Annotated in this window: 26 protein-coding genes and 23 tRNA genes; 37 read left to right on the top strand and 12 right to left on the bottom strand. The window is 40.8% G+C overall.

Going from position 1 to position 26,350, the window contains the following annotated elements:
• Positions 1-123: 123 nt before the first annotated feature.
• The 9 genes from MKY96_RS33455 to MKY96_RS33415 form a co-directional block, all read right to left on the bottom strand.
• Positions 124-513: a hypothetical protein gene (locus tag MKY96_RS33455; protein WP_340947164.1), complete on the bottom strand. Its 390-nt coding sequence runs from the start codon at positions 511-513 to the stop codon at positions 124-126.
• Positions 514-607: 94 nt separating this feature from the next.
• Entirely contained in the window at positions 608-1,030 is a 423-nt protein-coding gene (locus MKY96_RS33450; RefSeq protein ID WP_340947163.1) for a hypothetical protein, read from the bottom strand.
• A 2-nt stretch (positions 1,031-1,032) separates the two neighbouring features.
• A complete protein-coding gene (locus MKY96_RS33445; RefSeq protein WP_340947162.1) occupies positions 1,033-1,293 on the bottom strand; it encodes a hypothetical protein in 261 nt (86 codons plus the stop codon).
• Positions 1,294-1,390: 97 nt separating this feature from the next.
• Complete coding sequence (locus MKY96_RS33440) at positions 1,391-1,879, bottom strand: hypothetical protein (protein ID WP_340947161.1); 489 nt, start codon at positions 1,877-1,879, stop codon at positions 1,391-1,393.
• A 98-nt stretch (positions 1,880-1,977) separates the two neighbouring features.
• Positions 1,978-2,367 (bottom strand): hypothetical protein, encoded by a 390-nt coding sequence (locus MKY96_RS33435; RefSeq protein WP_340947159.1) that lies wholly within the window; start codon positions 2,365-2,367, stop codon positions 1,978-1,980.
• Between the two features lie 82 nt (positions 2,368-2,449).
• Positions 2,450-2,770 (bottom strand): hypothetical protein, encoded by a 321-nt coding sequence (locus MKY96_RS33430; protein WP_340947157.1) that lies wholly within the window; start codon positions 2,768-2,770, stop codon positions 2,450-2,452.
• A 103-nt stretch (positions 2,771-2,873) separates the two neighbouring features.
• The gene (locus MKY96_RS33425; RefSeq protein WP_340947156.1) at positions 2,874-3,338 is read right to left on the bottom strand and encodes a hypothetical protein; all 465 of its coding nucleotides are present in this window, start codon (positions 3,336-3,338) and stop codon (positions 2,874-2,876) included.
• Between the two features lie 151 nt (positions 3,339-3,489).
• Positions 3,490-3,669, bottom strand: coding sequence for a hypothetical protein (locus tag MKY96_RS33420; protein WP_340947154.1), 180 nt, complete (start codon positions 3,667-3,669; stop codon positions 3,490-3,492).
• A 2,521-nt stretch (positions 3,670-6,190) separates the two neighbouring features.
• Positions 6,191-6,541 (bottom strand): hypothetical protein, encoded by a 351-nt coding sequence (locus tag MKY96_RS33415; protein ID WP_340947150.1) that lies wholly within the window; start codon positions 6,539-6,541, stop codon positions 6,191-6,193.
• Between the two features lie 232 nt (positions 6,542-6,773).
• Between MKY96_RS33415 and MKY96_RS33410 the strand changes: the two genes are divergently transcribed.
• The 4 genes from MKY96_RS33410 to MKY96_RS33395 all read left to right on the top strand — a co-directional run bounded on the left by MKY96_RS33410 (position 6,774) and on the right by MKY96_RS33395 (position 10,066).
• A complete protein-coding gene (locus MKY96_RS33410; protein WP_340947148.1) occupies positions 6,774-7,829 on the top strand; it encodes a ParM/StbA family protein in 1,056 nt (351 codons plus the stop codon).
• A gap of 13 nt (positions 7,830-7,842) precedes the next feature.
• The gene (locus MKY96_RS33405) at positions 7,843-8,259 is read left to right on the top strand and encodes a hypothetical protein (RefSeq protein WP_340947146.1); all 417 of its coding nucleotides are present in this window, start codon (positions 7,843-7,845) and stop codon (positions 8,257-8,259) included.
• A 477-nt stretch (positions 8,260-8,736) separates the two neighbouring features.
• Positions 8,737-9,516 carry a ParA family protein gene (locus tag MKY96_RS33400; protein WP_340947173.1) on the top strand — a complete coding sequence of 260 codons (780 nt, stop codon included), beginning with the start codon at positions 8,737-8,739 and terminating at the stop codon, positions 9,514-9,516.
• Positions 9,500-10,066 (top strand): hypothetical protein, encoded by a 567-nt coding sequence (locus MKY96_RS33395; RefSeq protein ID WP_340947143.1) that lies wholly within the window; start codon positions 9,500-9,502, stop codon positions 10,064-10,066. The genes MKY96_RS33400 and MKY96_RS33395 overlap by 17 nt, the downstream gene beginning before the upstream one ends.
• Before the next feature lie 38 nt (positions 10,067-10,104).
• Here the strand turns inward: MKY96_RS33395 and MKY96_RS33390 are convergent, their stop codons facing one another.
• Together MKY96_RS33390 and MKY96_RS33385 are read right to left on the bottom strand one after the other, a co-directional pair.
• Complete coding sequence (locus tag MKY96_RS33390) at positions 10,105-11,073, bottom strand: helix-turn-helix domain-containing protein (RefSeq protein ID WP_340947141.1); 969 nt, start codon at positions 11,071-11,073, stop codon at positions 10,105-10,107.
• Positions 11,074-11,794: 721 nt separating this feature from the next.
• Entirely contained in the window at positions 11,795-12,190 is a 396-nt protein-coding gene (locus MKY96_RS33385) for a (deoxy)nucleoside triphosphate pyrophosphohydrolase (RefSeq protein WP_340947139.1), read from the bottom strand.
• 119 nt (positions 12,191-12,309) lie between these two features.
• On the opposite strand from MKY96_RS33385, the gene MKY96_RS33380 reads away from it, so the two are divergent.
• A complete protein-coding gene (locus MKY96_RS33380; protein ID WP_340947136.1) occupies positions 12,310-13,041 on the top strand; it encodes a hypothetical protein in 732 nt (243 codons plus the stop codon).
• A gap of 216 nt (positions 13,042-13,257) precedes the next feature.
• On the opposite strand, the gene MKY96_RS33375 is transcribed toward MKY96_RS33380, so the two are convergent.
• Positions 13,258-14,313, bottom strand: a complete 1,056-nt coding sequence (locus MKY96_RS33375; RefSeq protein WP_340947133.1) for a tyrosine-type recombinase/integrase — start codon at positions 14,311-14,313, stop codon at positions 13,258-13,260.
• 338 nt (positions 14,314-14,651) lie between these two features.
• Here MKY96_RS33375 and MKY96_RS33370 point away from each other — a divergent pair, with 338 nt between their 5' ends.
• The 32 genes from MKY96_RS33370 (at position 14,652) to MKY96_RS33215 (ending at position 26,338) form a co-directional block, all read left to right on the top strand.
• The gene (locus MKY96_RS33370) at positions 14,652-16,871 is read left to right on the top strand and encodes an AAA family ATPase (protein WP_340947130.1); all 2,220 of its coding nucleotides are present in this window, start codon (positions 14,652-14,654) and stop codon (positions 16,869-16,871) included.
• Between the two features lie 439 nt (positions 16,872-17,310).
• The gene (locus MKY96_RS34025) at positions 17,311-17,832 is read left to right on the top strand and encodes an HU family DNA-binding protein (protein ID WP_445671518.1); all 522 of its coding nucleotides are present in this window, start codon (positions 17,311-17,313) and stop codon (positions 17,830-17,832) included.
• 79 nt (positions 17,833-17,911) lie between these two features.
• Positions 17,912-19,093: a PhoH family protein gene (locus MKY96_RS33360; protein WP_340947127.1), complete on the top strand. Its 1,182-nt coding sequence runs from the start codon at positions 17,912-17,914 to the stop codon at positions 19,091-19,093.
• Positions 19,094-19,263: 170 nt separating this feature from the next.
• A tRNA-Trp gene (locus MKY96_RS33355) sits at positions 19,264-19,337 on the top strand.
• 160 nt (positions 19,338-19,497) lie between these two features.
• Positions 19,498-20,133, top strand: coding sequence for a hypothetical protein (locus MKY96_RS33350; RefSeq protein WP_340947124.1), 636 nt, complete (start codon positions 19,498-19,500; stop codon positions 20,131-20,133).
• Positions 20,134-20,512: 379 nt separating this feature from the next.
• Positions 20,513-20,585: transfer RNA gene (locus MKY96_RS33345), tRNA-His, on the top strand.
• A 3-nt stretch (positions 20,586-20,588) separates the two neighbouring features.
• Positions 20,589-20,660 (top strand) — tRNA-Leu (locus tag MKY96_RS33340).
• Positions 20,661-20,673: 13 nt separating this feature from the next.
• Positions 20,674-20,955 carry a hypothetical protein gene (locus MKY96_RS33335; RefSeq protein ID WP_340947120.1) on the top strand — a complete coding sequence of 94 codons (282 nt, stop codon included), beginning with the start codon at positions 20,674-20,676 and terminating at the stop codon, positions 20,953-20,955.
• A gap of 131 nt (positions 20,956-21,086) precedes the next feature.
• Positions 21,087-21,159, top strand: a tRNA-Cys gene (locus MKY96_RS33330).
• Between the two features lie 5 nt (positions 21,160-21,164).
• A tRNA-Thr gene (locus MKY96_RS33325) sits at positions 21,165-21,235 on the top strand.
• A gap of 11 nt (positions 21,236-21,246) precedes the next feature.
• Positions 21,247-21,320, top strand: a tRNA-Glu gene (locus MKY96_RS33320).
• Between the two features lie 7 nt (positions 21,321-21,327).
• Positions 21,328-21,398 (top strand) — tRNA-Pro (locus MKY96_RS33315).
• A 6-nt stretch (positions 21,399-21,404) separates the two neighbouring features.
• A tRNA-Leu gene (locus MKY96_RS33310) sits at positions 21,405-21,478 on the top strand.
• Between the two features lie 12 nt (positions 21,479-21,490).
• Positions 21,491-21,575, top strand: a tRNA-Leu gene (locus MKY96_RS33305).
• A 5-nt stretch (positions 21,576-21,580) separates the two neighbouring features.
• A tRNA-Tyr gene (locus MKY96_RS33300) sits at positions 21,581-21,677 on the top strand.
• Between the two features lie 247 nt (positions 21,678-21,924).
• A tRNA-Gly gene (locus MKY96_RS33295) sits at positions 21,925-21,998 on the top strand.
• Position 21,999: 1 nt separating this feature from the next.
• Positions 22,000-22,088: transfer RNA gene (locus tag MKY96_RS33290), tRNA-Ser, on the top strand.
• 5 nt (positions 22,089-22,093) lie between these two features.
• Positions 22,094-22,187, top strand: a tRNA-Ser gene (locus tag MKY96_RS33285).
• 5 nt (positions 22,188-22,192) lie between these two features.
• Positions 22,193-22,278, top strand: a tRNA-Asn gene (locus tag MKY96_RS33280).
• A 1-nt stretch (position 22,279) separates the two neighbouring features.
• A tRNA-Val gene (locus tag MKY96_RS33275) sits at positions 22,280-22,350 on the top strand.
• Between the two features lie 7 nt (positions 22,351-22,357).
• Positions 22,358-22,433: transfer RNA gene (locus MKY96_RS33270), tRNA-Ala, on the top strand.
• 4 nt (positions 22,434-22,437) lie between these two features.
• Positions 22,438-22,509 (top strand) — tRNA-Asn (locus tag MKY96_RS33265).
• An 8-nt stretch (positions 22,510-22,517) separates the two neighbouring features.
• Positions 22,518-22,590: transfer RNA gene (locus tag MKY96_RS33260), tRNA-Asn, on the top strand.
• A gap of 170 nt (positions 22,591-22,760) precedes the next feature.
• Positions 22,761-22,832 (top strand) — tRNA-Lys (locus MKY96_RS33255).
• Positions 22,833-22,909: 77 nt separating this feature from the next.
• Complete coding sequence (nrdD, locus tag MKY96_RS33250) at positions 22,910-24,820, top strand: anaerobic ribonucleoside-triphosphate reductase (RefSeq protein WP_340947118.1); 1,911 nt, start codon at positions 22,910-22,912, stop codon at positions 24,818-24,820.
• A 10-nt stretch (positions 24,821-24,830) separates the two neighbouring features.
• Entirely contained in the window at positions 24,831-25,337 is a 507-nt protein-coding gene (gene nrdG, locus MKY96_RS33245) for an anaerobic ribonucleoside-triphosphate reductase activating protein (RefSeq protein ID WP_340947116.1), read from the top strand.
• Positions 25,338-25,414: 77 nt separating this feature from the next.
• Complete coding sequence (locus MKY96_RS33240; RefSeq protein WP_340947114.1) at positions 25,415-25,552, top strand: hypothetical protein; 138 nt, start codon at positions 25,415-25,417, stop codon at positions 25,550-25,552.
• A gap of 10 nt (positions 25,553-25,562) precedes the next feature.
• Positions 25,563-25,645: transfer RNA gene (locus tag MKY96_RS33235), tRNA-Tyr, on the top strand.
• Positions 25,646-25,730: 85 nt separating this feature from the next.
• A tRNA-Ile gene (locus tag MKY96_RS33230) sits at positions 25,731-25,803 on the top strand.
• Between the two features lie 4 nt (positions 25,804-25,807).
• A tRNA-Arg gene (locus MKY96_RS33225) sits at positions 25,808-25,883 on the top strand.
• 1 nt (position 25,884) lies between these two features.
• Positions 25,885-25,956: transfer RNA gene (locus tag MKY96_RS33220), tRNA-Asp, on the top strand.
• 193 nt (positions 25,957-26,149) lie between these two features.
• Positions 26,150-26,338 (top strand): YonK family protein, encoded by a 189-nt coding sequence (locus tag MKY96_RS33215; RefSeq protein ID WP_340947111.1) that lies wholly within the window; start codon positions 26,150-26,152, stop codon positions 26,336-26,338.
• The last annotated feature ends 12 nt before the right edge of the window (positions 26,339-26,350 follow it).

The raw sequence follows: 26,350 nt of genomic DNA, 5'->3' as shown, positions 1-26,350 counted from the left end.
TCGTATTTCATGTGCTAACATTCCATTCTTATTATATTTTGGGCTTGATACGTCCCAACCTGCCAATCTATTTCAGATCGGCAACGCTTGCGGCTTAATGGGCTGTTATTGTGCCGCAACACTTTAAAAAGGGTTGTCCCAGGTGTTATACTGCTCTTTTGTTATTTGTCCATCCTTGCAAAGCATGTCGGTGTAATCGTGCCAAGCCTGCCGCCTTGCAGGAATATCCTTTTTGTTCTCTTTTAACCAGTCAACGTTGTAAAGCCGGAAGTTTGCCAGGGCTTGAGCTTTAGTAAGCTCCCCTTTATCTTTCCAGTACTTTTGTGGTAACAGTATGGTTTTAAATTTAAAAGCAGCGCCGTATGCTAGGCGGTATTCATTCAATAGGTGTTTTTTATCGGCATCGTCTCGGGCATAGTCACAATGCTCATACGCCTTTTCGCCTGCATATTTCGTTAAAATTTGATATTTATACCCCTCTGCTGGTTCGTATGCTTGCGGCTTGTTACTCATATGAAATCATCCTTTTCGGTTTAGTTTGAATGGGTTAGTAGTTCCCAACCCCTGCCGCTGTTATATGGCAGGACGCTTGCAGCTTAATGGCTATTTATACACGCTGCAACGTGTTTGCTGTCGCTCTCCGGCGTAACAGAAAAGTTTCCTTCTTAAAAGCAATGTCCGCCTGTTTAAAACCGATATCTGTAAGCACCTTGAAGGTTCCCCTTGGCCCTTCACCGCTGTATCCAGAATTAACGCCGTGTAACTTCACTTTTACCCCGCTGTTATGATATAGGTGTAAAATCGCTGTCTTTACATTATAAGGCGGTTCGGGTCTGTATGTCATTTCAGCTTTGTAAAAACCATCGGCAGGCAATTCCTTTATAACCGCATCCCACACTGCAAGGCTGTATTTAGTTACGCCGTTTGCGTACTTATTAAAAGCTTTGTCGCTGATTACATCACCTTTGCCCATCCTGGCTATTACTCGCTTAAGCCGTCTTGTGCCTATTTTTACTGTTGCTTTCGTCATAATTATTTTATCTCCTTTTCTGCAATGAATTTGTATGAGGAACGATACCCCGCCGACATCAAAGCGTTAACCACTTCAATAGCTCTGTTTTCGTTGTGAGTTTTTACATAACCATGAATAGCAAGAGAGGTCAAAAGGTCGCTGCACCCCTTTTCTAGTGATGCAGAAATCTTGTCACACTCTTTCATTTTTTTATCCCAGGTTGCTGCATCTCCATTGTTATATGAATCCGTTTTGAATTTTGCGGACACAATTTTAATCATTTGTAATCATTCCTTTTCTGGTTTGTGGTTATGGGTCAAAATGTCCCAACCTGCCCAGCCGCTATATGCTGGGCAACGCTTGCAGCCTAATGGCTGTTTAAAGACGCTGCAACGTCTGAATTTCAGATAGAAAAACCTGTCTCTCGTCATACGGAACCAGGCTTACCCACCGCTGAAAAAACTCCTTCACTTGTCTGTTTTTATTCCTTCTTTCACTTCTGGACATTCCTGGTATTTCACCCTCATTCATTAGGTCACATTCAATCATGACTTTAAACATGATCGAATTAACTGTTTCGGCTTCTATGGTATCAAGCGCAGGTGAAAACTTTGAATTCGATAACTTTCCTGCATCCTTCAGGCACTCCAGGTAAACCCTTTTATAGCCTTCTGTTATCTCTGGAAGGCTCAGACGCTTGCGCTCACTATCCAGCGCTTGCAGTGAATCAAATTCAGTTTCCAGCAGTCTGCACCAGAACCGCACGACTTTTTCTCTGGTTTTAAAAATAAAAGCATGGTTGTCCACCTTTTGAACGCCTGTTATGTATTCATCTACCATATTTTTAATCTGTTCTGTAATTGTCATTTGTTATCATTCCTTTTAAGTTATTGGGATGGTTCCCACCTGCCTAGCGGAATGATCCACAAGGCAACGCTCTAAGCTTAAAGGCTGTTTAAAGTCGCTTAGACGACATTTTCCATTCTCTTTAGAATTTGTTTCAGGCTCTTAATGACAGCCTTTTTCATTTCTTGCCTTGCGCTCCCTTCAGTCCCAAACGTTTTGGAAGCTGTTTCTATATAGCCTTTTTCCAGGCTGTTATATGGACGCTCCTGGAACCCGTTGTTATATTCGGTCAGAATGAAGCGTTTCGAATTTTCAAGATAGAAAACATTGTCGTCGCCCTCTGTAATTGTTATCACGCTGTCATTGTGGCGTTCATCTTTAAAGGCATAGTTAAGAAAATTTGTAATGTCCTTCAGATCACGTTCAAAGTTTCTTTCGTGAATATAAAAGCTTGAATCAACCGAATTACTGAAACCTACTTTAAAACTGATTTCAACATGTACTATCATTTGCAATCATTCCTTTTTGTTTATTTTTGGGTTGTCCCACCTAACCGCCGAATAAAGGCGGTTAACGCTTCCGGCTTAAGGTCTATTTAGAGTCGCCGGAACGACTTAAAGGCGGTTTGCTTAGGTCAATAATCTGCTTGTAAAAGGCAGCATAATAACCATTTTGTTTACTTAGATTGTAGTAACCGAATTGATTCATCCAGTCTAAAAATCTTCCGTCCTTATGATCTGGGCTAGGCTCCATATCTTCGGCTGTAAAACGAACATCCCTTATAGCTAGTTCTGAATCAGGTCGGAGATTACAAGGAACTACGGTTCCGCCCCAATATCCTTTAGATTTAATTTCTGCCTTTACTTGTGTCAATGTCTGTCTTTTATACTTTATTAAAGGGCGTTTCATCATTTGCAATCATCCTTTACTATATTATATTTTGAACCTCCTAACCGTCTTTATTTGACGGTTAACGCTTACGGCTTATTGGCCTGTTTATACACGCCGTAACGTGTTATTGCTGAACTGTTATAACAAAGTCTACAAAATGGTTATAGAATGTATTGCTTTCATGATCCAGGTAGTGACTGCGCAGCCATGCGGCCCGTAGATCACTGCCCATAAAGTAAAACAGGTTGTTAAACATTTCGTTCGCTTGCTCATTTGTGTCGCTAACTACATACTCTGTTATGTAATCGTCCTGGGTGTTGAAGCTGATTTGTAGGTCTTCACTTTCAATGTCAAGGCTGTTTTCTTTGATGTAGTCGGCTGCATCTTCAAGTGAGTTTCTAACAGCTTCCATTGTGAAACCTGTAAAGTCATTGTTAAAATATTCTCTTATGGCCTTTTCAATGTCAGTAGAAAGATTATCCATTCTGTCGTACTCCTTCGGAGCTTCAAAGCAGGATATCCAGCCGTAACGGGATTCTAAATCTTTCTTTTCGATAATCATTTTTACAATGTTATTTAATGTTGTCATTTGCAATCATCCCTTTTTGTTTGGTGTGTATGGGCTGTTATAGTCCCAACCTAGAAGATAGGCGCTGTTATAGCCGCCTAACTCCTAACGCTCATGGCTTAATGGGCTTACATCCTGCCATGACAGGTAAAGCATCTTTCATGTGTGGGTGTTACTGTTTTGGCTTTCCCAGCTTGCCAGAACATGCAATCATGACAAAACCATTATCTTTCAACCATTTGTCAGCCTGCATAAAATCATCAAAATCCACGCTGATTTTGTCACCTACATCGTTTTTAGCAAGAACTTTCAACTTGCTACCCTTTTGTAATTTGGCCTTCTTGTTTGTCATTTGCAATCACTCCGATTCATTATATTTTACGCTTGACATAATTTGTAAAGCGCTTGAATCCCACAACTTGAATGTTATAGGATTCAAGCGCTCGGCAAATAAGCCGAACACTCGGAATGAATGATTTAATCAAATGAATGTTACACGCTTAGATTCCCGCCTATGCGTTCGCTCTGGCCTTGTGGCCTGTCATGGCATAACTTGCGCTGGTGCTTTCAGCGTGTGCCGCTCTTTCAGGCTTGCGGCTGCTCTGTTAAGTTTTCAAAGATCAATTTGTTTATTGCTGTCACGTTCCGACTATATAACGGGGAAACTAGGCCGTAACCAAAACCCACTATACAGAATCTGATCCGCTGGGCAGGTCTTACTTTTTTCGCCTGCTGTCTTTGCGATTAGTTATATTTTACGCTTTTGCACTACCTTTAAAGCAGTCTTACACATCTTACGGCCTTGCGTGGTTTAGTGTATTGCGTGTGCCTTGCGTGGGCTTGCTTTGTAATTCTACTGTCATGCGAATGTGTGTCGTGCGGTGTGTGTGTCTCTTTCGTGAGATAAATATATCACCTTGGCAATAGATAAAGCAACCCTTTTGAATTTTTGTTCGGTACTTTGTCACAATTAGACGCTGAATCCGGCTTTTTATGACAATTATTGGTCGATATAGGGCGTAATTATGCTTAAATAATGTTTTAAATTTAAGATGTCAATACCTATTTTAATAATATTTATGATTTTTTTGATTCGTGGTCTGGGTCATTTGGTCGCCTGGAGCATCCCAGGATGAACCGTATCATATAGGGTAAAGGGTTGATTCAGCCTTACACGGGCCTGTATGACTTTCTAAGCCGTTGATATACCTAACCCTATCAATCTATCTATCGGGTCATGAAGGCGCTTAGATAGGCTTATAGGTGGCTTATGCTGCCTATGGATGTGCATGGCTCAGTATGTGCGTGTAGGGTTCTGGGTGGTCTTCTAAAGCTCAAGCGAGTTCCTTCTATTATATGTCGCCAAAACGTCCCGGCCTTGCGTATGTGTGTGCGTGGGTGCGTGTGAGTGTATGTAGGGTTCTGGGCGGTATCCTCCTGCCCGATCCAATTGCTCCAATTACTAATAGTAACTTAATCGGTTTATGTACGTACGTGGTTAATAAATAGTTAGTGGTATAATCACGGTTGATAATTATGTGTATGTTTCTTGATATATGTAAGTCGCTTACTATTGCATAGCGTTCGTATTAGTGTTCGCATATAAATAATATTTATCATGGGATGGACAGTTGATAACTATATTCGATTAGAAGTATGGTAGATATTGGACATTCTAAGATCACACTATATATAGTAGTTGATCCATCGTTGAGGATTGCATTGCATACTATATATTGAAAATCGACGCTAAGGGTATAGGCAGTATAAGGATAACCCAAATGATTTTAAGAGCTTATACGGGCTTCTGGCGGCCTTAGAGAACTGTCAAGGTAATTAGGTTGACGAAAATAGAATATATGTTCCATATTGACAAATTTGATTGAATATGCTTATGGGACTCTTTATGTCTTTGGTGGGATTAATTTCGTCCCATGGGAAAAAGACAAGAACATTCATGGTATTATTTAGGAGATTACGTAATTACGTTATTGACAGGTGTGCGTATGTGTGGTATGTGAGTCTCCGACAATTCGCCCGGTGTTACAATATACGTCAAGTCGGGCCGTGATCCGTCCCAGCTATTTCTAATCTGGGATTAATTAGTAATATTCCATCATTTTACATCTAGGCAGCGCAGCCCGGCAGATGGGCCAGAAACAGCACTTTGGGCCGTCATATCACGGGTATGTCGCATAACTCCAATTATGAGACAGGGCCGGGGGGGGTGGTTTCTAGTCATGAAAGCACTTACATTTCCAACAGACCCGTAGGCACATCATTAACTCGACCACACTTTATTTTCAACTACCTTTTTTTCAACCTCCACCCACTTTTCACCGTATTTTCGCATACCTATACATAGACCTATCCTATCCACTTTCCAATTCGATCACTCTGATCAACTCAACCACCTCATTCCTGCTACCTTATTTCATCGTACCCAAATAAGCCTATCCATGTCTCTCGTTTTTTCATAATAAGAAACACAGCATATGCCACTTCAATACGATGATGATCCAAATTTATTGCTTTCTCATGATCGCACTAGGCACTGATCCCTAACGTAATTCATGGAAATCCCTAACGACAAAGATAGGCATCTATAACCGTTTTCGTCTACTGGCTAGATCACACTTCCAGGCCATCAGGTGCTATCAAAGAGCCAACCAAACAGGTGAATAATCAATACAATACCAAGCATATACGTTAGCACCCTTTTGCGGTGCATTCTCTACTATTTGTCAGGCTTAACATTCAGATGAATCTTAAGGTGTTGCTTGCCTATATTATACATGAATCCATTGATGAATTCAATGTTCGTCGGCAACCGCAAAATGCATTGCTTCATCTATATATGCTAAAACCGAACGTTATATCCTATGGAATCCCTTGCGAATCTCGCAGGCTGTAATAAACACTCCCAAGTTGCCTGCATCCCAGGTTGTGATCCCATCATTCAGATTAAACTTGACTCTTCCACCACCATACATATTTCGACCTGCATCAATAAGTAAACGGATTCCAGTGGAGAAGTCCTGTCTAATCCATCCTTCGAATACTCCAATGCGTCTTTTCATTCCAGTCTTGGGGAATATCTCTGGGTGAGCCATAATATAGCATCCAACCTGATATTCGGTACTTCCTCTACTTTCTGGATATAGTTCTAACGCCAATGCATAGTTCTTTTTGTGATCCTCATTAAGAAAATACACTTCACTCATCCCTTTCACACACTTGTTCTATATAGCATACACTCATAAATCTTGTTATATCAAGGCTTTGGGCATTTGTTTAACAATTGTTTAACAGATATTTTATTCTGTTTAACAGATGTTTAACAGTTTAACATTTGTTCAACATTACCATAATATGTCTTGCTTTTTGTTTAACAAATGTTATACAATAGTTTCATAAGCCGGACAAACACTCGGGAAAAATAAGGAGAGATCATCAATGGCAGCTAAAGCAGTCGCAGAAAAACAACTCAAGGTACTTGGCCTTGATCACGGAAATGTATGGGTAAAAGGATACGGTCACAACGGAACATCCCCGTTATTGCTACCTAATCAGTTCATTCGTGAAGACCTCTTGCAGACTGATCCCTACTTTCAATCCAAGCTGGTCTTGGACACATTCTCTTCCAATCAATATAAAGAGGAAAATTACCTCTGGGGGCAGGATATCTACAAGGCACTGAACCCAATCAACACGTTCACCAGCCAGGATCGCTACATGCAGAAGCCTTACAAGCTGCTCTCTGAATTCGCACTTGCTGAAATGTCTCAAGATAACGACGAAATACTTCTGGTTACAGGTGTTCCTTCAGTACAAAAGGGAACTAAGGCTGAAGAACAATTGAAGAAGGTTTTCGAAGGTACACACGTAATTACCAAGAATGATGAAGAACAGGTAGCTAAAGTTAAAGAGGTTCAGGTTCTTACGCAGCCACTCGGCACTGTAATGTCGATCTACCTGGATGATGAAGGTAAAGTCGCAGACGAAGAAGCTGGAGAGGAATACATTGGCATCCTGGATGCAGGTGGCGGCACATTTGACGTGGACGGAGTAAAAGAAATGGATGCTCAGAGTGACGACAGAGCAACATTCCATATGGGCATGTATAAGGTTTATCAGAATATTGCTGACTGGATCAACCGTGAAAACCCTAATGCTGGGGCAACTGCTAAACTTGTTGAATTTCAAATCTTAGGCGACAACCCTGATACTTATAAAATCTCCAAGCGTTCTTCAATTGATATCAAGCACCCAAAAGACCTTTACATCCGGCAATATGCTGAAGACGTCATTCCGTTGATTAATCAGCGCTGGACGAACCGTGATAAATTCGACCGTCTCGCATTGACTGGCGGTGCCGCTAAACCACTTTATCCTTATCTTCTTGAATGGGAAAAGGACTTAATCTTGGTTGACAACAGCCAGATCGCAAATGTAATTGGCTTCTACCGTTATGGTGTGTTCCTCAGAAACAGCCGCTTAGCATTGGCATAAGGGAGTGTAATAATTGGCTAAAGATACTACGATTGCTTTCAGAGTTAACAGAGACGATTTCGATTCGGACGAACAATATGAATGGTTTCTTCAATTCCACCAAAAGCGTGACAACAAATCGGAATTCTACCGCAAGGCGTGTCTGCCTAAACTGAAGCTTTCTAGGGTAGGTCAGGAAGACAATTTCAATAAGCTAATCCAGATGGTTGAAGTCCTTGGTCTTGACCACATCATTGAATGCGTTGAAGGTGCAGCAAATAACAGGGGTGGAATGGACGAAGCTCAAATTCTCACCATGGTTAATCAGATATTGAGATCAGTGGAAGCTAAAGGCGGCAGTATCGGATCGGCGCAGCAGCAGGAGATCGTGCAGGACTTGCGCACTCCAAACAAGGACAAGACCTCAAAGCTGCTCAAGCTTTCGCAATAATACAACCATCAGGCGGTGTCTACGGATGCCGCTTTTTTGTTTTGAAAATTAATTTTAAAAATACTTATACATGCATTAGTATTTTTATTAGTATTTTTATTAGTACTTTTATATTTAATTATATATGTACTTTTATAATTACATGTATAATTACTTTTACTTTTATATTTACATGTATTTTTAATTTTACTTTTATTTAAACGTTTATTTGTATATTTACATGTATAATTACTTTTACTTTTATTTATACATTTACTTATATGCATATAATTAATTATAGAATTAATTATACAATTACTTACATAAGTACTTAAGTAAGTGCTTATGTAAGTAATTGTATATGTTATTGTACTTATATAAGTGCTTACATGAGTAGTTAATAATGTACTTGTATATGTTCTTTAACATTGACATTTACTTGTACTTATGCAATTATGAGTACATATGTAATCTAATAGGGGGCGACAAGCGTTGGCGGTGACAATATCGTTCGGAATTCAGAAGGGCGGCAGCGGAAAGACCACCACGTCAGGCATCGTAGCAAGCCTTTTGAGCGCAGATTATAAAGTATTGGCGGTAGACATGGACGGACAAGGCAATCTCTCTCAGATGCTTACAGGGATCGACGATCCGTATGAGTTTGGGGGGAAGACAACGATGGAAGCTATTAAGGCAGAGGATGCGAAGCCTTTCATACGAAAGGTTACGGATACGCTGGATGTGCTTGTGTCTGACGAACTGATCACGACACTTGCTAGTCACCTATACCTTACTGTTCACAACAAGCAGAAGAAGGAGACTAACTTCGCTCTGAAGGCTGCTCTAAGCACCGTACAGGACGATTATGACTATATCATTATAGATACACCGCCTGCCCTGGGTGAGCAGACCTATAACGCTCTCACAGCTTCAGATTACGTGGTGGTTATGTTTGAACCAAGTAAGTTCTGCCATTCAGCTATACTAAGCTTTTTTGAAACAATAGAGCATATCCAGGACAATCTTAATCCTGATCTGAAAGTTGCCGGAATACTTCGGACGCTGATAGATAATAGACGTGCTGACAATTCGTATTACTTCGAATTGATATCAGAGGAATACCCTGAGTTGCTGTTTGGTCAGGTAATACAGCGTACAGCAGCCGTTGCCCGTGCGCCGTTCTTTGGATTAACCAAAAGTAATTCTGAACTCAAACAGGTTAACAATCAGTATTTGGGATTTGTTAAGGAGTTGATCAACGTTGTCGATCAAAGATAGGATGAAGAATGTTGATAATGGCAGACGGACCCGATCACAGCAAGCCAGGGATGCCCTGGTAAATGGAGATAGTGTCAATAATCCCGATGTAAGCCCAGGCGTGGAGAATGGCCCTAATTTGACTCCAGAGCAGCTTAATCCTGATGGTGGCTCAACTACACCGCCAATACCGCCCGAAGGCGGTAAGAGCACCCAGAATCGCTCTACACGCAAAGTGAGGGATGGTGCAGGGGGGGATACGGCTAAAAATAAGGAAAAAGATGTTAGTGGTACAAAAAAGAACGCCAGCCCCAAAAAGCCCAAAGAGACACCGGAAGCGCAAGATCAGACACCTGTTCTGGCATATGTACCCAAGCGCCGGAAGCAGGCCCGACTTAAAGATACGCACACTTCCCAGGCTTATAACATACAAAATGAAATACTTGAACTGATCAATGAGGTTGCAGGGGATGGATGGGGGGATAAATACAGAATAGTCAATGACGCACTAAAAATGTATTTCCATCAGCTTTACCCAGAACTTGCGAAGCGGATAAAAGAATATGACTGATTACACATAGGGGATGGGTTGCTAGTGCAGCCTATCCCTTATCTATTTCCGCAGAACGCTTGGTATTCGTCTGAAACAAGGTAGTCAGCCGTAGCTTCTTCACAGAGAACTCTGTAATAGAATCCACCCAGGCCATCGTCAGTTTCGTTTTTAATCTTGCTGCGTTTGTACCTGTTGATTGTCGTTTTCCAAGCCTGACGGATCGTCTCCCAGGAGGTGTTGCCAATGTGGAAGCATGACTTCTTGATCGCAACGCATGTAGTCTTCCATCGGTTTAAGATGATTTCTGGTGAATCTCCGTAGTAAGGCTCCATGATCTTAACGAATTCATCAGGTACATTAGCCAGGATGTTTACATGCTCGTTCTCTTTTTCGATCTTTATCGAATTAAAGGTTTTAATGTTTTGAAGTTTATTGGGGTTTTTATGAGAGTTATTATGGCAATTCTTATAGGCCAAAACCTGAACTGCTGAATCGCTTGCTGGACAAGGGGTTGAAGACTCCTGAACAGATTGCTGCGGCGGCTCATTGCGAGGTTCAGCAGCAGGCTCAATCGCAGGCTCCTTGGCAATGTTATCCACAATATCCACAGGATTGTTGATAACATACAGGTTATGCGTTTGACCGCCACGCTTTGTGTGCATCTTTGTAATGACAGAGATAATCCCCGCATCCTTCAGTTCCTTAATGGCACGTTTAACCGAAGACAAAGACACTTTCGCTTTCTTGGCAATCTCTTCACGATACAGCCAGCATACGCCGACGAAGTTCTTGGCATGGAGCTTAATGGTATTCAGCACGGCTTTGATCGTCTCGGTAAGGCAGTATTCGGAACAGACAGACTTAACAGTATCTACCATTTCTTCCACGCTAGTAAACGTTTGGAACTCTGCAAACTCTTTCCAGTACGGAACACCTGTTTTCCTTGTAAGCACAACGAAAAACCTCTCTTTCAGCACCGTAAATTCCGAAAAAAGGTGCGGCAAAGAGAGGTTCAGGGCTTCCATTTTTTAAAGTAAGATGGTATAATAAAAACATACCAAGCATATACTTGAAGAAACAGAGCACTTACCTTCTGTATCGTCCTTTACCTACACCACTTGGAATCACTGAATGTCGCTAGTTTGGCGACCTGAGACATTCAATTGATTATGTGTAGCAGGCTTTCGGGGTTGGTGCTTATTTTTTTGTTTTTTTATAGTTGAAATTATCTGATTGTACGCAAAATAACCGTAATCATGATTCTATCAATCTACGAGATACACTCCAAAGGTATGATTAAATAAAGGGAACACATACCTTAAAAAAGGTATAGAAACCCGATACTATTATCGCAGGCGACAGTCTCGCACAGACCGTCTGAAGCATACTCGCACAAACATTGGTAAAATCATCGTGCGTTAACTATATCATATTGGGGATAACTTTGGAAGAAAATTATTTATCCACAACCTATTGACGTAGATACCGGACTAATGGTATATTTCTAACATAACTTAATAGGAGTCATATTGTGAGCCTTAGTTTTGAGTCTATATCAATGTGATACGTCCTAGGTAAAAGTCTAATGGATGCAAATCTTGTCAAACATTTTCATCGTATCAAAAAAGCCCTTCTGATTCGCACCGGAAGGGCTTTTTTGTGTTCATTTTCGTGTTTTTTAACGAAAAACGAAGGAAATAAGCCCTTTTTTATGCGAAATTCTCTGATATATGAGCAAAACATGCATTAAAACAATGAATCTAGCATGATTTCGTCCAAAATCGGCTTGTTAGAATCCAATAGGAATGATCCTCGATAAGAAAGTGGATGTACCCACATCAATTCCTGGTGTTCTAATGCGACAGGCTGCTGATCGGTGTGAGCATAGTAAGCATGTAGCCTAATAGTTCTATCGCTGAATTCATGTGTATATATGCCTATGTGATCACCAACAGTTACATCAACAGCCAATTCCTCTTTCAACTCTCTGACCAATGCTGCTTCAGGAGCTTCATCTTTTTCGATCTTACCGCCAGCAAACTCCCAGGAGCCGCCAAAACTCGTATGTGCTGGTCTTTGCGCAATCAAAACTTCACCATTTTCATTTCGGATAATTCCGCATACCACTTCTAAATTCATCATTCATCATCACCAAATTCATTATACTTTATGCTTGCGAAAAGAGCAACCGAAAGATATAATTAATTCACGGTCAACTGCTACGCAACCGTAACCTATTAAGATCGAAAGGGAATTGAAATATGAAAATATATACACCTAATGAAATATTTGACGAATTAACTAGAAATATCTCAACCTTTACACATACGGCCTTTGCGTATTCCTATATGTATTATGTCACGTATTTATACAGGTACTGCAAATTTGTGGAATCGGAAAAGATCACACAGGGGGATATTAAGAAGAAACTTGGATACTCTCCCCTGGAGAAGCGAATCGACTACATCGTAAAAAAGGATGGGCTGCTGGACAAGATCGGATATACTATTACCACAAAAGACTATCCAGTCACATATGATCAGGACGAATTCGGTCAGATATCGTTCTTAACGATAGAGCAGCTAAAGGAAGAGTCGGGAAGGCATCACAGTTTAGCGCAGAGGAATTATCGCATTAAGTACCCAATAAAATCATTTCACAGAACAGGCGAATCATATAACGATAGAATCCTAGACGGAACATTTTATCAGGTGGAGAATACACATAGGATTGATTATTCGGTATTTGATGCAATGATGGGGGATACGGAGTTGGGAGTGCATTGCTTTTACATATACGCTTATATCAAAAGCAGGTGCGACATATACGGAGCCTATCAATGTCCATATTCGAAGATGATAGAAAGCCTGAATATCAAGAGTTACGAAACATTCACTAAATATATCCGGCGACTTGAAGAAGCGAAGTTTATTGAAGTTACAAGAGTTAACCATCCAAATAACAGAATTGCGAACCTCTACAGAGTGCTGTAGGGGTTTTGCTTTGATTACAGCGATTTATCCAATAGGTTACGTTTCCGTAGACAATAAAATCCGAGTAATAACCTTGTTATATATATCTATGATTAATATATCTAAATAATATATATATTATAGTATATTATATTTTATTATATTGTCTACAGAAGCGTAACCTATTAGGAATCATATCATGATTTTGACAAAGAAAAAACCCATAAATCATATGGGCTATTTCTTCAGCTTATTCAATATTTCGAACTGGACTGATCTTGGCATAGACTCAATCAGATCAATAAGGCCATCTTTGTCCAGGTCTTGCAGTGGGCTGGTATCAAGCTTTTGACCAATCATCAGGGAGGGCATATTTGCATAATTTTTTTGAAATAGAAGGTAATACTTTTCGGCAGTTTCAAAAGAATTGTGATTCCCTTGGGAAGCAGTAGCTAGGCGATCACCGCCAGTAATCATATAAACTTCACCGATCCCGTACTTTTTGATGGAGTGAAAGGTAAGGTTTCGTTCTTCATCAAGTCCCATCATTTCATTCAGTGTATGGATAGTTCGCTGTAAAGTTTTCTTATTTAAATCAAAAACCTTATTGCTGCTGTCTTCTTTGACTGCAAGCAGGCGCTCATACAAATCGCTTCTGATTGACTTTTCATGTATTTTCTTCTTATCAAGATGCTTTACAACCCATGTATCGCCTTCTTTGCGGAAGTCGCTATACTCCAGGTTTGCTACAGCATCAATACGAAAGGAAGAAACGCTTGCGAATTCGATAGCTAAGGATTTCCGTTCGCCATTATGGAGAGTTTTCGCAAGTTCAATCATCTGCTTGACTTCTTCATCAGTGTACATGCCCCAAGATTCGGAATCGTTCATAACAACGGGATCAACATTCCATGCACTATGCGTGATTTGCACCAATTCTCCTTCAGAATCTCTAAACCGATACTTCGAAGCATTTTCCTCAAAAAACTTATACAACGATCTCAAACTATTAATGTGTCTATTAATAGTGTTTGATTTAAATCCGATATTGGCAAGTAGCGTCTGGAACTCTTCAACATCTTTCCGCATCACGAAAAGGTCAGGGATTTCCAATTCATTCAAATCTTTGTTCATCATCAAACTAAAGAATCTTTCAATATCTCTTTTATAATCGGCTGCGGTGCTTTTCAAAGTATCGCCATTTCCGATGTTCTTTCTATTTAAGAATCCTGCTATATCCTTGTAGACTGTCTCCGTTCTAAGGACTGCTAGTTTATCGTGTGCTGCTGTCATTATGTATTTCCCCTTTCGTAATAATGTCTCATATTTATTATTATGAGACATCAAATATAATTAGTCAAGCAAGAGTTTAATAATTCGATTTAATTAAATAAGCATTATATATTCTAAAAATTCACATCAGATCGCCCTGACGCTTTGACACAGGCAGTCATTGTTCGACAGGAACAAACACTCATGAATGTGATTAGACCGTCTTTAGAAGGGCGCTGAGTGGCGCTGGCGAGCAATCAAGAGGTCGGAGTATGATAGGCCATGAGCGAGAGATAAAACAAATTGACAAGCATAAAATATAATGATATAATGTTACGACAGTTAGGGGTGTGCGGAAAATGGATAAAGAGATAATTGATATAGACATAAGAGTGAAAGGCGTTGTGCGATACAAGGAAGACTCCAATTGGGGTATGTTCGCTTGCATGCCAGCGAAATTAGAGGACTACAAGAAAGTTGCATTTAACATCTACGGCAATATGACGGTTATAGGAGTGTCGCACCATTTAGATGTAAACGCTGTCTATAAGCTTAAGGCTGAAATCCAGCATACGAAGGATTGGGGTACACAGTACAAAATTGTTCGGATCAGACAGGAAATGCCAGTAACGCCGGAGCAGCAGAAAGAATATGTCAGTTCGTTTGTCACACCATTGCAGCTACAGGCGATATACAACATATATGAAGGTGAAGATGTAATTCAACACTTTAAGGAAGACACCTTTGACTATGATCGTGTACATGGATTTGGGAAATTTACTTACGACAGAATTAGACAACGACTCCTGAGCAACCTTGAATTGGTCGAACTGATCAATGAATTTCCGATGCTGGACATGAAGGTGTTGACTAGGCTTCTAAAGGAATTTCCGTCTGCAACGCTTCTGTCAGAGAAGCTGAGAGAAAACCCATATATCCTTACAAACGTGAGAGGGTTTGGTTTCAAATCGGCAGATGAAGTTGCCCTGGAATTAGGGATTCCGAAGGACAGCCCATTCAGGATACATGCTGCGATAAGGTATGTAATTAAGGAAGCCGAAATGAATGGCGATACCTATATTAATGAATCACGCATGATTTCAAAGTCATACGAATTACTGAAGCTAAAGAAAACTTTAATTAAAGCGTCACTGCCGGATGTTGAGGATATTATTAAAGTGGATCAACGTTATGCCTTGAAAGCAACTTTCGAAATGGAGATCGAAGTGGCTGAAGCGCTCAAGTATTTTCAGCGCAACTCTACAACACTACAGTATGATCCAGATGAATTTGTTAAAAGACAGGAATATAAGCATAAAATAAAACTAACTGATCAACAAAAATCATTCTTTGATCGCTTCAAGAATAACAGTGTGTCGTTTCTGGTTGGATATGCTGGCTGCGGTAAGTCGATGCTTCAGAAGTTGCTAATCGAATTGCTTGAAGAGAAGTCCCTTACATATAGGCTCCTTGCACCAACAGGCAAGGCAGGAAAGGTTCTTTCAAAGTATACGAATCGTGATGCATCTACTATACACAGAGCCGTAGGAATTGGGAAAAGCGAAGAAGAGTTTGAAGAGATCAACATATATGAAGACGTGGTTATTGTCGATGAAGCATCTATGTGCGGCGTATCCCTAGCAAGAATACTTCTAGGGAAGCTAAAGAATCCGAATGCAAGAATACTTTTCATTGGAGATTCGTTCCAAATACCGTCAGTTGATAAAGGGAACTTTCTGTTCGATTGTCAACAGAGTGGTGTTTTTCCTGTGACTAAACTTGATACCGTTTTCAGACAAAAAGAAGGCGGCATTCTTGATTTGGTTACAATGGTACGGATGGGTGAGAAATTCATTGAAGACAAATTTGTCGGTGTTAAAAAGTTCGGTAAGAACTGTCTACTTGTAGCATGTCCGCAGCGAAAAATGGAGACTGGATACAAACACTATTATGAACGTATGATTAAAACATACGGAACTGACGGTGTGTTGGTTCTATCTCCTACAAAGAAGGGCAAGCTTGGAACCTATGCGATTAATAGGACTTTGCAAGAGATTGTTAATCCTCTCGATTCAGAGAATGAAGAAGAACAAAACACCATGCAGATTAAGCAGATCAGAGAAAAAGAAGAAATGTTTTTTCGTAAAGGCGACAATGTTATTAACACAGTCAACTCTTACAAGATGAAGACTGTTGACGATAAACAGGTCGAAGTCATGAACGGAGAAACAGGAAGCATCACGCTGATAGACTACATTAATAAAATAATCCAGGTGGATTACGATGGAGTAGAAGTTGTAACTCTTACTGCTGACCTGGAAAAGATACTACATGCATACTGTATAACAATGCATAAGTCACAAGGCAGCTCCTGTAGATCAATCATATCCATCTCAGACACAGCACATACACATCAATTAAATGCCAACCTTTTATACACTGCTTGGACAAGGCCGGAAGAGTTTTTGGTGATCCTTTGCCAGCCAGAAGTGATAAATCAGGCTATGCGTAAGGTTGAAAACCTGAGAAGAAATACATTCCTTTGTGAGATTTTGACAGATCAAATCAAAGTCAGTTAAAGTCTAGATTTGCATGAAGTCGCCCAATGGCTTGTTTGGATTTTTAGACGAGACAGAAGAGGGATAGTGACTATTGACAAGCGTAAGATAAAATGATATACTAATATTGTTGGTTGGGGTGAACGCATACAGAGTCCTATTATATAGGATACTTTACAACAAGAATTCACCCCCATCAACAAAACGATTGACAAGCGTAAAATATAATGATATAATAATTGCATAGTCGATTGATCGAATTAAGCAAAATAGTTTTATGCTAAACACTATATCATTTTCAACAACACGCCAAGCGTAAAATATGATTGATTATTGCTTAATGTTCAGGGAGAGGACAATCCACTATGAAGCTAATACTTCCCGATGGAACAAGGATTGAATTGGACAAGGAGCTTCCAATAGACAATAGAAGACTGATTGTTGATGATCTGCTGCTAAAGTGGAATTGGTATTTCACGAAATACCGCAACAACAAAACTTCGATTTGTTTGGAGATATTGTCAAATTATCTTTGTTTCGAAAAGAAAGAAGTGCAAGACGTAGACTGATACATAGTAGAGGTCGAAAGGACTATTTAATACTGGTTATTACAGGCGTAAAATATAACAAAAACGACTGTACAAATACAAAATACAACTCGAATGAGAAAAAGGAGATTTTCAAAATGACAAAAGTAAATACAGAAGCATTGGTTGAGCGTGTAGCACAGGTAGTAGTATTGGACGAAGGCGTTAAATCCACAAAGAAGGCAGCAAAGACATATACCACAGCAGTATTCGCAGCAATCGAATCCCTGCTTGCGGAAGGTAATAACGTAGCAATTCCAGGTCATGGTGTATACGAAATTCGTGAGCGTGACGCACGTACAGGTCGTAACCCACAGACTGGTGAAGCGATTGAAATTCCAGCTACAAAAACAGTCGGTCTGCGTGTTACTGGCCTGAAAGCTGCTGTTAAATAATAAGCATTGAAAAAGAGAAAGCGGATAGGGATAATTCCTTATCCGCTTTTTTTCTATACTAAAAAGACAGGGTGATTCTATGCTATACGTTGTTGACACGAATGTGCTACTGGATAAGCTTGAAGTGCTTGTAGGTCATGAAGTGGTTATACTATCTCATGTATTACGAGAACTTGACAAGCACAAGTCGAACAGAGACAAGCCTGATCTGGCTTTTCGTGCAAGAAAGGCTGTAAGACATATCGAAGCAAATCAAGACAAATTTGTATTTGATCTGAAGGATTACGTATGGGATGTGGACGATCAACACGAAGCAGGTTACGTAGACAACATGATCATCCAGGCTTGTGTCGAAAGTGGCTATGGATTAATCACTGAAGATGTTTTGCTGAAATTCAAAGCAAAGGGGTACAATATACCCTTGATCAACTTGGATTTCGAAAAGAATGTTGAAGCAACGTACACAGGGGTAAAGGAAATCGAAGTTTTTGACGAAGAAGAACTGAACAAAATCTATAATGATGAAACGAATATGTTTGATCTGCTGATTAATCAGTATCTTGTCATTAAATTCAACGATGAATATTACTGTTACCGCTGGACAGGTGAGTTTTTTGCCGAATTGGTCGTGCCGCCTGGAAGAGTAGTAAATGCACAAAATGCGCAACAGTTATGCGCCCTTGACCTGTTATGGGACACAACAATCCCAATCAAATTCATCATTGGGACATATGGTAGTGGCAAGACATACCTAAGTTCCAAGGTTGCGATTGAATTCGTCAAAGGCAGCAATAGCACTAAGCATTACCGCAAATTAATGATGGTTCGTAACCCAATCGGTTCCGGTGAACAAATCGGATTTCTGAAGGGAACGAAAGAAGACAAGACTTCTGACTTCTTCAAGCCAATTGTCCAGCATCTTGATAAGGGAGAGTTTGAAGCAGATCAGATGGAAAGAGACGGCATCCTGAAGAAAGAGATTCCTTACTATATGAAGGGACTCTCGATCAGTGACACATTCATTTTGGTTGATGAAGCAGAGGACTTGACACTAAAGCTGGTGAAGCTTATTGGTACACGTTTGGCAGAGCATGCCTGCGTTGTATTTAGTGGAGACTTTAATCAGGCTGAAGAAAAGTACATCTATAATAACGGGCTATATCAGGCCGTAGACAAGTTGAAAGGCAATCCTCTGGTCGGTGTGGTCATGTTAAATGAAGATGTGCGCAGCAGCGCTTCAAAAGTGTTCGCTGATCTATAAGGGAAATAAGAGATTGCGAAATGCATTGACAAGCGTAAGATATAATGATATAATAATTTATGTTGAGTAGCCAATGTACAAAGTTGGTGAGGGGTCGAAGTGATTAAAAAATGGTAGCATTCGACCATTGGCAGGGACGGTGAGAAGGGTTTCTGCTTATTTTTTAATATGAAGGTTTGGTGTAATGTTAGCATGTTGAGTTCCAACCTCAACGGAGTGGGTTAGATTCCTTCAGCCTTTGCCATATTCCAATAATGATATGGGATAAAATTAGTTCATAAAAGACGTTGACAAGCGTAAAATAAAATGATATAATATAAAAACAGACAAGACGTTATGAATTAATTTTATTACATATCACAAGCATAAATTATAACAAAAGAGATAAAAGGGAGAGGTCTTAAATGGTTACATTTTCAATCACAAGAGCACTGAACGAACTGAAGTTGCTGGACACACGCATTAATCGTTCGATTAACGAAGCAAAGCTGGCGACAATTCAGGTAGGCAAGAAGCTGATCGACGGTCACATTACACCTGAAGCATATGCTGAAGCAGCTAAAGCGTCAGTTGCATCAATCACGGCGCTGATCACTCGTCGCAATGAAATCAAGTCGAAGATAGTTCTGTCAAATGCTACAACACCTGTGAAATTCCCGAGTGGACGGACAATGAGTGTTGCTGAAGCGATTGAGCGTAAAGGTTCCATTATCTACGATAAGACGTTCCTGAACACGCTGCGTAATCAGTATAATGGGGCAATTAACTCTTTGGTTCGTGAGAATCAAAATGTAAAAGTGCAGCTTGAGCGCCGGATTGAAAACATCTTGGGCAAAGGTGACGCATTGAAAGGTAAAGATGCTGAAATTGAGCAAATCACCAAGTCATTCAATGCCGAAAACGAAGCGAAGCTCATTGATCCAATCGTTCTGAAAACTTTGATCGAAAAGCTTACTGCTGAGATCGAAGAGTTTGAAAACGAAGTAGACTTTATCCTGTCTGAAAGCAATACACGTACAGACATTGAAGTTGCTGAATAGTATACAAGCATAAATTATAACAACTCCACTATATCGAAAACCGACTAACTCTTACACCTTTTCGACATTTGAGGATATAAATGTTCACTATATGATACTTAAAGTTATTTTCCACATTGGGAAAATTACAAAAGAAAACTCAGCGGGAGTAAATAAAATTCGTTGAAAGTTCAAGTGTCAAAGGTGAAGAGTTCAAAGAGTTCAGGGTTCAAATTTCTTCATGCGCCAGGATCGGCGCTTCAGAGGTTAAACTTGCAGAGGTCAGGCTAAGACCGCATTCGTGCGCAGCCTTTCGATAAAATCCATGAGTCAGTTTATTCGGGGGATTGTAAATTGCCCTGCTGGTTTGTACATGGCTGGTATGGTGGAGTTGCATATGGTAGGGATGTTGTAAAGGCAGCATGCATGACTGTGAATCGTGCGGTTAGGGTTCGAATCCCTGCCCTACCCCATATGTCGCAATAGCCAAGTGGGAAGGCGGCTCTCGTAGGAGAGAGTGAGCGCAGGTTCGAATCCTGCTTGCGACCAACGATTATTATAATGAAACGAGTGAAAATTATGAAGGAAACCTTGATAAATAAAAAGGTTGAAAGAATTGTATTTCACTTTAACAAAGCACACAACGCTGATCCTCACAGTATACCTGCATGGATAGTGAAGTGTAGAGGAAAGACCTATTACGTACATACAATGACTTCGCAGGTCGGCTTCTCAACAAAGGAGACACCTGACAATGAACACACCAAAGCAGCATTGCAATTCAAGGGCTTGCTTACAATCGTTGAACACAACGACGGTAGTGTCGAAGCATTGATTAAGTGAGATTATCACTTGTGGCTTAAGACACAATATAAGGCTTTTATGGGGTTGAAGTTATAATGGTTTCGGTGATTTTCCTTATCGAAAAAATCGCAAAACCCTTTACTATTCAAGGTCTTCTCAGCCTTGAATATGCGGAAGTGGACAAGTGGCTAAGTCGGCGGTTTGCAACACCGCAGAGCGCAGGTTCGAATCCTGCCTTCCGCTTACTTGCTGGTGTCGTATAGTGGCATTACGGCTGCCTTGTAAGCAGCTTATGGGAGTTCGATTCTCTCCACCAGCATTCTTCAATATGGCGCATTCGGCAAGTGGTGAAGCCACAGGACTTTCAATCCTGTATTCGGTGGGTTCGATTCCCCCATGCGTCATTCCTTTACAGGGTTAGTTTAACGGTAGAATACGCCACTTGGAATGGTGAGACGCAAGTTCAATTCTTGCACCTTGTATATTTTGCCCTCTTAGTCCAATGGCAGGAGACATGAAGTTTAAGCCTTCAGCAGTGTCAGTTCGAATCTGACAGGGGGTATCAGTTTAATTTGCGGATATGATGGAATTGGTAGACTTGCCTGACTTAGAATCAGGTGTCGCAAGACGTGGGAGTTCGAGTCTCCCTATCCGTACCAAATATGTCGTGGGCGGCGAAGGTTGGCGAGTCGCACTCCCCTGTAACGGGAGACAAAGAAGGAACGCTTTGATTGCTGGTTCGAATCCAGCCCCACACACCAATGTTGAGTCATCTTATAGTGGTTAGTATACGTCTCTGATAAGGACGTGGCGAGAGTTCGATTCTCTCTGACTCTACCAATAATGCTCTATAGTTTAGCGGTTAGAACAATCCCGTCGATCTGGGGGAAGCCTTGGTTCAAATCCAAGTGGAGCAGTAATATAGCTGGCGGTTGAGGTTGGAAATCTCGTCGGGCTTCATAAGCCTGAATAATCTGGTTCGATTCCAGAGCGTAGCAATTGATTTATGTGGGCTTGGTATATTGGTTGTGCCGTAGGCTTCCAACCTACTGATAGGAGTTCGATTCTCCTAGCCCATACCATGGATAGTTGGCAGAGTCTGGTTTATTGCGTCCACCTGCTACGTGGATAGGGGCGAAAGTCCCTCAGAGGTTCAAATCCTCTACTATCCTTATATGGAAGGTTACACTAATGGTAAGTGACCAGCCTTGAAAGCTGGCGTATACGGCGAAGAGTCGTTATGAGGGTTCAAGTCCACTCACCTTCCTCCAAATATTGACATGTGGCGAAATTGGTAAACGCACCTGGCTGTTACCCAGGCGGTGAAATTCCTTGCACGTTCGAATCGTGCCATGTCAGCCATGCCCGCTTAGTTCAATGGGAGAACGCCAGTTTTACACACTGGATATGGGGGTTCAATTCCCTCAGTGGGTATTCATATGGGGTTGTGGCGCAATTGGTAGCGCAGACGCTTTGCAAGCGTAAGGTTGAGGGTTCAAATCCCTTCCTCTCCACCAATATAGGGTTGTAGTTCAATGGTAGAGCATCTGACTGTTAATCAGAGAGTTGCAGGTTCGAGTCCCGCCTTCCCTGTAAATATCTTGCTCGTAACTCAGTGGTTAGAGTATCCGCCTGTTAAGCGGAGTGTCGTGGGTTCAAGTCCCATCGAGTAAGCTTACAATATCGTCCTAATAGACAAAGATGGTAAAGTCGCTTCCGTTTCAGGAAGAGTGTGTTGGTTCCAGTCCAACTTAGGACGCTTTACTGGGGATTAGTGTAATGGTTAGCACATCTGATTTTGAATCAGGTAGTTTGGGTTCAAGCCCCAAGTCCTCTGCCAATATGGGATTATGGTGAAATGGTTATCACAGTGGATTTTTAATCCATCATTCTTGGTTCGAGTCCAAGTAGTCTCATTCTACAAACAAATAGAATTATCACAAGCCCTACATCTTATTGGTGTAGGGCATTACTATTTTAAGGGGGAAATGGCATGTCGAATATATTTCTAAAAAAATTGGGAGTGGATATTATCGACACAAAGAACTTGGACATTATCAAAGAGAATGCGAATGTCAATGGCGAGTCCTTTAGTGGAAAGATGGGTAAGATGGGGAGTGAGACAAGCAAGGAGTTTGCAAGGCAATTTGTCATTCCAGAGTATATTATGAAGTACATGGACGAAGGTTATATTCATATCCATGATCTTGATTTTTATGCTCTTGGTACGCATAATTGTATCTTCATTCCGTTTGAAAAAATACTGGCTTCGGGATTCTATGTTGGAGACAAGGGGAGTGTACGTACACCAAATAGCATTTCAACGGCAATGGCTCAGGTGGCTATTATCTTCCAGGCCCAGCAAAACTCTCAATATGGTGGCTGCGGTGCAAGCAAAATTGATTGGGATTTAGCTCCATATGTAGCTAAGTCATTTAGGAAGCATTTCAAAAAGGGAATGAAGTATTTTAGAGTCAGAGGACTGTTCTCCGATGAAGAGATTTATGTCAGAAATCCAAAGATCATGAGTCTAACACATGTCTATGAATTTGCAGTAGAAGAGACGAAAAACGAAACTCTCCAGGCAGCAGAAAGCATGGTTCACAATCTCAATACAATGGCAAGCAGAGCAGGTGGACAGGTTCCGTTCTCCAGTATTTGTTTTGGGCTATGCACTTCATGGGAAGGCAGGCTTGTTTCTGATTCAATTCTTCAGGCATCCATCAACGGCCTTGGTCATGGAGAAACCGCAATATTCCCGCAGTTGATTTTCCAGTGCAAGCAAGGGATTAATCAGAATGAAGGAGAAGCAAATTACGACCTGTTCCAGAAGGCAATTGAATGTTCTAGCAAGCGTCTGTTCCCGAACTTTGTGAATGTTGACGCAAGCTATAATCTTCAATATTACAGGGAGGATGAACCAGATTCAATCATTGGAACCATGGGATGCAGAACCAGAGTGATTTCAAATCGACATGGAGACAATCATCAATCAGGTCGTGGCAACCTTAGCTTCAACAGCATCAACCTGCCGAAGATCGGAATCGAATTCAAGGGCGATATTGAGGGCTTCTATGACAAGCTGCTTGAAGTTATGGAGATCAGTTTGGAAGGGTTGCTGCACAGATATGAGATTCAGAAAAGTCAGCCAGCCAAGGCCAGTGATTTTATGATGGCAAATGGTACATGGATGAACGGTGAAATGTTGCATCCAGACGAAAAGGTCGGGGAGATATTAAAACATGGTAGTTTGTCTATTGGCTTTGTTGGTCTTGCAGAGTGTCTTAAGGCGCTTGTAGGCAAACATCACGGAGAAGATCGGGAAGCGTGGAATACTGGATATGAGATCATCAAGTTTATGCGTGACTTCTGTGATCGGCAATCAGAGTTATTAGATACGAATATAACATTGTTCGCCACTCCTGCGGAATCATTGGCTGGCAAGTTTGCTAGAATCAATCAGAAGCAGTTTGGTATTATGGAAGGCATTACAGATCGTGAATACATCACCAATTCAAATCATATTCCAGTATACTTCCAAATTGCAGCTCACAAGAAAATTGAGCTAGAAGCACCTTTCCATGAGCTGACAAATGCTGGTCATATTTGCTATGTCGAACTTGATGGAAATATGAAGAATAACCCAAAAGCCTTTCAAAAGGTTGTACAATATGCCTTGCAGAATAACGTGGGATATTTCAGCATAAATCACCCGATTGATAGATGTGACTCCTGCGGCTTTGATGGGGTCATAGGAGACGCTTGTCCTGAGTGCGGGGAATTGGAGTCAGGTGGGCGTATCGTCAAAATCAGACGCATCACAGGCTATCTGGTAGGCAATCTATTGACTAGGTTCAACAGCGGCAAGAGGGCTGAAGAGAAAGATAGAGTGAAGCACGGCTAGGAGTGGTCGAATGTATTTATCAGGATACTACAAGGAAAGTATAAATGAGGGCAGTGGCCTGCGCTCTGTCCTATTTATTTCCGGCTGCAAACATGCATGTGAAGGCTGCTTCAATACGAATGCATGGGATTTTAAGCACGGTGAAGAGTTTACAATTAAAAGACAGCTTGAAATTATCGACGATGTGAAGAGTAATCCGCTTTTAGATGGAATAACTCTATGTGGCGGCGACCCATTTTTCTCAACAAAAGAAGTGATCCCCTTCATTAAACTGCTGAGAGAGCAGGTTCCCAATATCAGTGTATGGTCATATAGTGGATTCACATATGAAGAGATATGTAGTAACAGAGTGATGAAGCAATTACTTCTCCTGTGTGACGTTCTGATTGATGGAAGATTTATTTTGGCAGAAAGAGATACAACACTTCTATTTCGGGGCAGCAGAAACCAAAGAATTATTGATGTAAAAGAAAGTCAAGAAAAAGGTTGTGTCACACTATTGACAAGCGTAAAATAAAATGATATAATAATAGCATGTCAACGGGGGAGAAATTCCCCTGGACGGCTATAACCTTTATTTTAAGGAGAATTACTATGGAATTCAGACATGATGAAGGAAAGATATTCTGTATCGTTGAAGGCATGGAGATTGACGTGACAGAAACAGTTATGAATGTGGTAGATGATTACTTGGATTTTAAGCTAGGTCTTCATGAATGGTCGCAGTCATAAATATTAATTTGGGTAAGTATGCAAGATGGATAAAGCGGACTGACTGTAAATCAGTTGCCTTGTGCTTCGGGAGTTCGAATCTCTCCTTGCCCATAATATGGACTCTTAGCTGAGACGGATTAGCGAAGGACTGAAAATCCTTAGAGGGTGGATCGTTACCACTAGAGTCCATTCGTATGCTCCTTTAATTCAGTGGTTAGAAGACACGTCTTATATGCGTGTTGTCGGTGGTTCGATTCCATCAAGGAGTATTGTACGTCTGTAATTCAATTGGAAGAATAGCGGTCTTCTACACCGCACGTTGCAGGTTCAAGTCCTGTCAGGCGTTCCATGGTTCTATCGTCTATCGGTTAGGACGCTGCATTGTCAGTGCAGAGAGGGGAGTTCGATTCTCCCTAGAACCGTATATTTAATTTACACTTTTCAATAAGAGAAAAAATATATTGACAAGCGTTAAATAAAATGATATACTATGTATATTGAATGAGAGTAGGAAGACCATATTTAAAGAACTTGTCACCATTGAGTGGTAGGTTCTTTAATTATGGTCTTTTAGTCGTATGCAAAAATACACAATGAGAAAAAGGGTGAAAGAAAATGGCAAAGCGAGTTAATAGCATCAGCCTAAAGGGGCATCTTCACGAAGACTTTATTATTGAAGAGTTCGGTAAGGGCGAAGAACCAAGTGAGTATTTTGCATTAATGCAGATTCTTGAAGAGTTCAAAGACAAACATGTCACTATTTCTATCAAAGAAGAACAATCTGTTGAGCAAACAGAGGAATAGGGGTTGGTGTAA

This window comes from Paenibacillus sp. FSL R7-0302 (assembly GCF_038006885.1).
Taxonomy (GTDB): domain Bacteria; phylum Bacillota; class Bacilli; order Paenibacillales; family Paenibacillaceae; genus Paenibacillus_AQ.
Note: the sequence above shows the minus strand (reverse complement) of the source record. Positions and strands in the feature narration are given on the sequence as shown.